The organism is Pseudomonas frederiksbergensis (genome assembly GCF_003732705.1).
Lineage (GTDB): Bacteria > Pseudomonadota > Gammaproteobacteria > Pseudomonadales > Pseudomonadaceae > Aquipseudomonas > Aquipseudomonas frederiksbergensis_F.
The window spans coordinates 77,378-84,513 of sequence record NZ_MOBR01000045.1; the positions used below are offsets into that span (position 1 = coordinate 77,378).

Consider the following 7,136-nt stretch of genomic DNA (forward strand, 5'->3'; position numbering starts at 1 on the left):
TAGCGATTAAGGAGTATTGGGGTGTCGAGTACCGAAGACGAACAACTGGCGGATTTGAAGGACTGGTGGACACGTAACGGCAAGCCCCTGGTCACTGGCGGCCTGTTGGCGCTGGTCATCGTGTTCGGCTGGCAGGCCTTTCACAAGTATCAGAGCAATCAGTCGCAAGGCGCCTCGATTCTCTATCAGCAACTGCTGGAAACCACGCTGACGCCTGATGGCAAGCCTGACGCAGCCCGTGTAGCGGACCTGGCCGGCAAGCTTAACAGCGAGTTCGGCGGTTCGGCCTACGCGCAATACGGCAGCCTGTTCGTCGCGAAAGTCGCGGTCGACAGCGGCAAGCTGGACGACGCCGCCACCGAGCTGAAAGCCATCACCGCCAAACCGGCCAACCCGGCGCTGGGCGAAATCGCCCGTCAGCGTCTGGCTCAGGTGCTGGCGGCACAGAACAAGGTCGAAGACGCCCTGAAACTGCTTGAAGGCGATGCCGACAAGTCGTTCCTGGCCACTCGCGAAGAACTCAAGGGCGACCTGCTGGTGCAGTTGGGTCGCACCGATGAAGCGAACACGGCGTATCAAAAAGCCAAGGCAGCACTGTCGGATGAAGCGGCAGTCGGCGGCCTACAAATCAAGCTGGACGACCTGGCCAAAGGGGATGCGTGACGTGATCCGTTGGAAACATGCAGCATTGCTGGCTCTGGCCGTTCTGGCCGCGGGTTGCAGCAGCAACAGCAAAAAAGAATTGCCGCCGGCCGAGTTGACCGACTTCAAAGAAGAAGTGGTTCTGCAAAAGCAGTGGAGTCGTTCGATCGGTGACGGTCAGGGCGAAACCTACAACATGCTGGTACCGGCAATCGATGGCGATACCATCTATGCCGCCGACGTCACGGGTGAAGTCGTGGCGATGGATCGCAGCAATGGCGACGTCAAATGGAAGAAAGATCTCGACTTGCCTGTTTCCGGCGCCGTTGGCGTAGGTTACGGTCTGCTCACGATCGGTACGCTCAAGGGTGAAATCGTTGCCCTGGACGCGACCAATGGCGAAGAGAAATGGCGCGCTCGCGTGACCAGCGAAGTCCTCGCACCGCCGGCCAACAACGGTGACGTTGTGGTGGTTCAGACTCAGGACGATCGTCTGATCGGCCTGGATGCGGCTACCGGTACCCAGCGCTGGTTGTATGACAGCACGCCGGCGGTCCTGACCCTGCGTGGCACCAGTGCGCCAATCGTCACCAACCGCCTCGCGGTGGCTGGCCTGTCGACCGGTAAAGTGGTTGCTCTCGACATTTCCAACGGCGTGCCGGTGTGGGAACAACGGGTTGCCATTCCACAGGGGCGTTCGGAACTGGAGCGCGTGGTCGACATCGACGGCGGTCTGCTGTTGTCCGGCGAAACCCTGTACGTGGCCAGCTACCAGGGTCGCGTTGCGGCACTGGACCTGCAAAGCGGTCGTCAGCTCTGGCAGCGTGATGCTTCCAGCTATGCCGGCGTCGCCCAGGGTTTTGGCAACGTTTACGTGAGCCTGTCTTCCGGCACCGTTGAAGGCGTCGACGAACGTTCCACCACAGCCTTGTGGAGCAACGATTCGCTGGCTCGCCGTCAACTGTCGGCTCCGGAAGTGTTCTCCAGCTACGTTGCAGTCGGCGACATGGAAGGCTACCTGCACCTGCTGAGCCAGGTGGACGGTCGCTTCGTCGGTCGCGAACGCATCGACAGCGACGGCCTGCGTGCCCGTCCGCTGGTGGTGGGTGACACGATTTATGTGTATGGCAACAGTGGCAAACTGGAAGCCCTGACCATTAAGTAAAGATTTGACTATGCTTGGGTAATCCCAAGCGGCTTCACCTGTGAGCATTAATGTGGGAGCGAGCCTGCTCGCGAAGGACGTCAACGATAACGTTTACGGCCTGGATGAACGCGGTGCCTAAGCGTTTTTCGCGAGCAGGCTCGCTCCCACATGAAGCCCACAGTGATTGCCCCGAGCACCAGCCGCTGCCTCGCAGCGGCTTTTGTATTTTCTGAATTAACGAAGTGGAGAGCCGCATGGTTCCCGTAATCGCCCTGGTGGGCCGACCGAATGTCGGTAAATCCACCTTGTTCAACCGCCTGACCAGGACTCGCGACGCCATCGTCGGCGACTTGTCCGGTCTGACCCGTGATCGCCAATACGGTGAGGCCAAGTGGCAAGGGCGTTCCTACATTCTGGTCGACACCGGCGGTATCTCCGGTGACGAGCACGGTATGGACGAAAAAATGGCCGAGCAGTCGCTGCTGGCCATTGAAGAAGCGGATGTTGTTCTGTTCCTGGTAGATGCCAAGGCCGGTTTCACCGCCGCCGACCAGATGATCGCCGAGCATTTGCGCAAACGTAACAAGCGTTCCTACGTGGTTGCCAACAAGGTCGACAACATCGACCCTGAAATGGCCCGCGCCGAGTTCGCCCCGTTGGGCATGGGCCACGCGATTCCAATCGCCGGCGCCCACGGTCGCGGCATCACCCAGATGCTCGAAATCGCCCTGAGCACCTTCCCGAAAGACGCTGACGAGCTGGAAGAAGGCGAAGAAGAGATCGTTGCCGAAGGCGAGGAAGCCAAGCGCATTCCTGGCCCGAGCGAAAAAGACGGGATCAAGATCGCCATCATCGGCCGGCCGAACGTCGGCAAGTCGACTTTGGTCAACCGCATGCTCGGTGAAGACCGGGTCATCGTGTATGACGAGCCCGGCACCACCCGTGACAGCATCTACATCCCGTTCGAGCGTAACGACGAGAAGTACACGCTGATCGACACCGCCGGTGTGCGCAAGCGCGGCAAGATCCACGAAGAAGTCGAAAAATTCTCCGTGGTCAAAACCCTGCAAGCGATCAAAGACGCCAACGTGGTGATCTTCGTGATGGACGCCCGCGAAGGCGTGGTCGATCACGACCTCAACCTGCTGGGCTTCGCCATTGAGTCGGGTCGTGCGCTGGTCATCGCGATCAACAAATGGGACGGCATGACGCCGAGTGAGCGCGACTTCGTGAAGGTCGAGCTGCAACGTCGACTGTTCTTCGTCGACTACGCCGACATTCACTTCATCTCGGCCCTGCACGGCACGGGCGTGGGCAACCTCTACGCCTCGGTACAGAACTCGTTCAAGTCCGCGGTCACCCGCTGGCCGACCAACCGCCTGACCACGATTCTGGAAGATGCGGTGGGCGAACACGCGCCGCCGATGGTCAACAACCGCCGGATCAAGCTGCGTTATGCCCACTTGGGTGGCGCCAACCCGCCGATCATCGTGATTCACGGTAACCAGATCGAGAAAGTGCCGAAGTCTTATGTGCGCTATCTGGAAAACACTTACCGTCGTGTCTTGAAGCTGGTCGGTACGCCGATCCGCATCGAGTTCAAGGGCGGCGAGAACCCGTACGAAGGCAACAAGACGTCGCTCACCGACCGCCAGGTCAACAAGAAGCGCCGGATGATGTCGCACCACAAGAAAGCCGACAAGAAGCGCCGCGATAAGCGCTGATTCAGGTGAGTACCTGATCGTTCCCACGCTCCGCGTGGGAATGACGCCATGGACGCTCTGCGTCCACCGCGGATGTGACGCAGAGCGTCACGGGATGCATTCCCACGCAGAGCGTGGGAACGATCAATGTAGAGAGGGCGCCAGCAGGCGCCCTTTTTTTATGGGCACCGTATGGGCTATCCTCGGGCTCTCCCGCGCCGCCGTTAGAGCCGGGTGCAGAGCAGGGAACCACCGATGATCACCAGTAAGCTGCCGAATGTCGGCATCACTATCTTCACTCAGATGTCTCAGCTCGCGGCGCAGACCGGGGCGATCAACCTGTCCCAAGGGTTTCCCGATTTCGATGCGCCCCAGGCCTTGTGCGATGCGGTGGGCCGGCATATTGCCCAAGGGCACAACCAATATTCGCCGATGACCGGCCTGCCGGCATTGCGCCAGCAGATTGCGGCGAAGATCGCCCGCAGCTACGGCGTCAGCGTGGATGCCGATCATGAAGTGACGGTCACGCCCGGTGCCACTCAAGCGATCTTCTGTGCGATTCAGGCGGTTATCCACAGCGGCGACGAAGTGATCGTCTTCGATCCGTGCTACGACAGTTACGAGCCGTCGGTGGAACTGGCCGGTGGCCGCTGCGTCCACGTGCAGCTCGGGCGGGATGATTTCTCCATCGACTTCCAGAAGCTGTCCGAGGCGATTACCCCGCGTACGCGGATGATCGTGATCAATTCGCCGCACAACCCGAGCGGTGCGCTGATCAGTCGCGCCGAACTGGATCAGTTGGCGGATTTGATTCGTGATCGCGACATCTACCTGGTCAGCGACGAAGTCTACGAACACCTGGTATTCGACGGCGTGCCTCACGTCAGCGTGCTGAATCACGAAGAGCTGTATCAACGCGCCTTCGTGGTCAGCTCCTTCGGCAAGACCTATCACGTCACGGGCTGGAAAACCGGCTACGTCGTCGCACCGCCAGCCCTCACGGCGGAACTGCGCAAGGTGCACCAGTACGTCAGTTTCTGCGGCGTGACCCCGCTGCAATTTGCCTTGGCCGACTTCATGGCCGAGCACCCTGAGCACGTCGAAGAACTGCCGGGTTTCTACCAGGCCAAGCGCGATCTGTTCTGCGATCTGCTGGCACCGTCGCGCTTCAGCTTGACCCGTGTCACCGGCACCTATTTCCAATTGGTCGATTATTCGCAGATCCGCCCGGACCTCAACGACGTCGAGATGTCGCTGTGGATGACCCGCGAACACGGCGTGGCGAGCATCCCGATCTCGGTGTTCTACCAGAACCCTCCCGAAGGCCAGCGCCTGGTGCGCCTGTGCTTCGCCAAACGCGAGGAGACCCTGCGTGAAGCAGCGGCAAAACTATGCGTGATCTGAGTGCGCTGCCCAACCTGAACATCGCGCTGATCCAGACCACCCTGGCCTGGCACGACCGCCAGGCCAACCTGGAGCATTTCGAGCAATTGCTGGAACAGGCGCGCGGCGCGGACCTGATCATTCTGCCGGAGATGTTCACCACCGGGTTTTCCATGGAGTCCGAGACACTGGCCGAAGCGGAAAACGGTCCGACCAGCAAATGGCTGCGGATTCAGGCGGAAAAATACGCTGCAGTGATCACCGGCAGCGTCATCGTCCAGGCCGCCGATGGCAGTCACCGCAATCGTCTGCTCTGGGCGCGGCCGGACGGCGAGGTGTTGCACTACGACAAGCGCCACCTGTTCCGCATGGCTGGCGAGCACAACCACTACACCCCCGGCGAGCGTCAGGTGCAGTTCGAGCTCAAGGGCTGGCGGATTCGGCCACTGATTTGCTACGACCTGCGTTTCCCGGTGTGGAGTCGAGATGCCCAGGACACCGACCTGCTGCTGTACACCGCGAACTGGCCGGGTGCGCGGCGTCAGCACTGGAACCGTTTGCTACCAGCCCGGGCCATCGAGAACCTGTGCTATGTGGCGGCGGTGAACCGGATTGGTACAGACGGCAAGGGCTTCGCCTATACCGGCGACAGTCAGGTGCTGGATTTCCAGGGTGAGACGTTGCTCAGTGCCGGAGAGGCGGATGGCGTGTTTCAGGTGGTGCTGGATGCGGCGGAACTGGCGGCCTATCGCACGCGGTTTCCGGCGAATCTGGATGCCGATACCTTCGAGTTCACCTGATACCGAAAAAGATCGCAGCCTTAGCCGATCGTTCCCACGCTCTGCGTGGGAATGCAGCCCGTGACGCTCCGCGTCCCATTCGGGAGCTGGAACGCGGAGCGTCCCTTGAGGCATTCCCACGCGGAGCGTGGGAACGATCAGCGTGGGAACGATGTCTAGTCCTGAAATAGGTTTACACCTGTTTCACCCTAACGCCCGATGCACCGCATCGGGCGTTTTGTATTTCAAGGACAGGTGCGGGCGTTCCTGGTTGTAGATCAAGATTGCCTCCCGCACCATCCGCTCCGCTTGCCAGGTCTGTCGGCCGGTGGAGCAAAAGTTCGGTTTTCAAGATGCCGTTAACCCGCTCTGCCTTGGCGTTTTGATAGCAATCGTAGCCATCGGTCATCGAGCACGTAATGCCATGCTTGGCATGGAGCTTTTGATAAAGCGCCGAGCAGTACTGCACACCTCGATCCGAGTGATGAACCAGTTGCTGGCGTGTTCGGCGTGTTTTCAGAGCCATGCGCAAAGCTTGGGCCACCGAGTCGGCATGGAGGCTGCCATGCACGTGATAACCGACAATCTTCCTCGAGAAGTCATCCGTCACCAAACTCAGGTAGACCGGATCATCCCGTTTGGTTGATAGGTAAGTAATATCCGCCACCCAGACCTGTTCCGGACCGGAGGCCGCGACTTGCTGCGGGCCAGGCTTCAGTAGATTGGGATGGCAGTGAAGGTGATGATGGCTGTCGGTTGTCTTGTGATAGGCCCGTTTCCTGCGAACCAATTGCCGGTGCTCACGCAAAACCTCAAACAGACGATCCCGACCAACATGCAGTTCTGGTCTATCGTGCTTCTCATGCATCATCGAGTGCAGTTTGCGTGTGCCTAGGCAGGGTTGGCGTACGCGGATCTCCTGCACAAACTGCATGAGCTTCTGATCCTGCTCGATCCGAGTTCGATAGACCCGATCACGTTTGTAAAAGGCTTGGCGACTGATCCCCATAAACTGGCAAGCCCTGCTGACACTCAGGGTTTGGGTTTGCGCAACGACTTGCCGGGCCGCTTTTTTACGACAGATACGCCGTAGTCGTTCTTCAGGACATCGACCACGTCTTCGAAGAATTTGGCTTTCTGATTCGCCAGCGCCAACTGCTCCTCAAGCTCTTTGATTCTCTGCTCGGGAGTTAATGGCAAAGTAGGCTCGTCCATCGGTCGGACCCTCTGGGAGCGAATGGAAGCGCCTTGGCTCCAGTCCTGCCGGCCATGCTTGCGTAACCAAACCAGCACCGTCGACCGGCCCTGAATCCCGTAGCGCCGTTGAGCCTCTTTATAACTCAACTCGCCTTTTTCGACTTGGTCGACAACCGACAATTTAAAAGTCAGCGTGTAATCGCGCTGACTGCGTTTTGCGCCCGTATCCATTGCACCTTCCTGATGAGAAGTCAGAAGGTGTAAACCTTATTCAGGACGAGACAC

General features: G+C 59.4%; 7 protein-coding genes. 5 read left to right on the forward strand and 2 right to left on the reverse strand.

Translation table 11 applies throughout. The annotated features are described in order from the left end of the window. Window positions 1-21: 21 nt before the first annotated feature. The 5 genes from BK667_RS32685 (at window position 22) to BK667_RS32710 (ending at window position 5,675) form a co-directional block, all read left to right on the forward strand. Window positions 22-663, forward strand: coding sequence for a tetratricopeptide repeat protein (locus tag BK667_RS32685; protein WP_123410236.1), 642 nt, complete (start codon window positions 22-24; stop codon window positions 661-663). Then, on the forward strand, window positions 656-1,807 hold the full coding sequence (gene bamB / locus BK667_RS32690) for an outer membrane protein assembly factor BamB (protein WP_123509366.1): 1,152 nt from the start codon (window positions 656-658) through the stop codon (window positions 1,805-1,807). The genes BK667_RS32685 and bamB overlap by 8 nt, the downstream gene beginning before the upstream one ends. Window positions 1,808-2,043: 236 nt before the next feature. Further along, on the forward strand, window positions 2,044-3,513 hold the full coding sequence (der, locus tag BK667_RS32695; protein WP_123600068.1) for a ribosome biogenesis GTPase Der: 1,470 nt from the start codon (window positions 2,044-2,046) through the stop codon (window positions 3,511-3,513). Between the two features lie 234 nt (window positions 3,514-3,747). Continuing rightward, a complete protein-coding gene (locus BK667_RS32705) occupies window positions 3,748-4,896 on the forward strand; it encodes a pyridoxal phosphate-dependent aminotransferase (RefSeq protein ID WP_123600070.1) in 1,149 nt (382 codons plus the stop codon). After that, window positions 4,884-5,675 (forward strand): amidohydrolase, encoded by a 792-nt coding sequence (locus tag BK667_RS32710; RefSeq protein WP_123600071.1) that lies wholly within the window; start codon window positions 4,884-4,886, stop codon window positions 5,673-5,675. Before BK667_RS32705 ends, BK667_RS32710 begins: the two co-directional genes overlap by 13 nt. A gap of 172 nt (window positions 5,676-5,847) precedes the next feature. Here BK667_RS32710 and BK667_RS33790 read toward each other — a convergent pair whose 3' ends face one another. After that, complete coding sequence (locus BK667_RS33790) at window positions 5,848-6,783, reverse strand: IS3 family transposase (protein ID WP_311198940.1); 936 nt, start codon at window positions 6,781-6,783, stop codon at window positions 5,848-5,850. Next, window positions 6,687-7,082 carry a helix-turn-helix domain-containing protein gene (locus BK667_RS33795; protein ID WP_259698299.1) on the reverse strand — a complete coding sequence of 132 codons (396 nt, stop codon included), beginning with the start codon at window positions 7,080-7,082 and terminating at the stop codon, window positions 6,687-6,689. The genes BK667_RS33790 and BK667_RS33795 overlap by 97 nt, the downstream gene beginning before the upstream one ends. Between the last annotated feature and the right edge of the window lie 54 nt (window positions 7,083-7,136).

Coding starts and splice junctions, on each gene's coding strand:
- BK667_RS33795 (WP_259698299.1), bottom strand. CDS start 7,082: ATGGATACGGGCGCAAAACGCAGTCAGCGCGATTACACGCTGACTTTT.
- BK667_RS32705 (WP_123600070.1), top strand. CDS start 3,748: ATGATCACCAGTAAGCTGCCGAATGTCGGCATCACTATCTTCACTCAG.
- bamB (WP_123509366.1), top strand. CDS start 656: ATGCGTGACGTGATCCGTTGGAAACATGCAGCATTGCTGGCTCTGGCC.
- BK667_RS32710 (WP_123600071.1), top strand. CDS start 4,884: ATGCGTGATCTGAGTGCGCTGCCCAACCTGAACATCGCGCTGATCCAG.
- der (WP_123600068.1), top strand. CDS start 2,044: ATGGTTCCCGTAATCGCCCTGGTGGGCCGACCGAATGTCGGTAAATCC.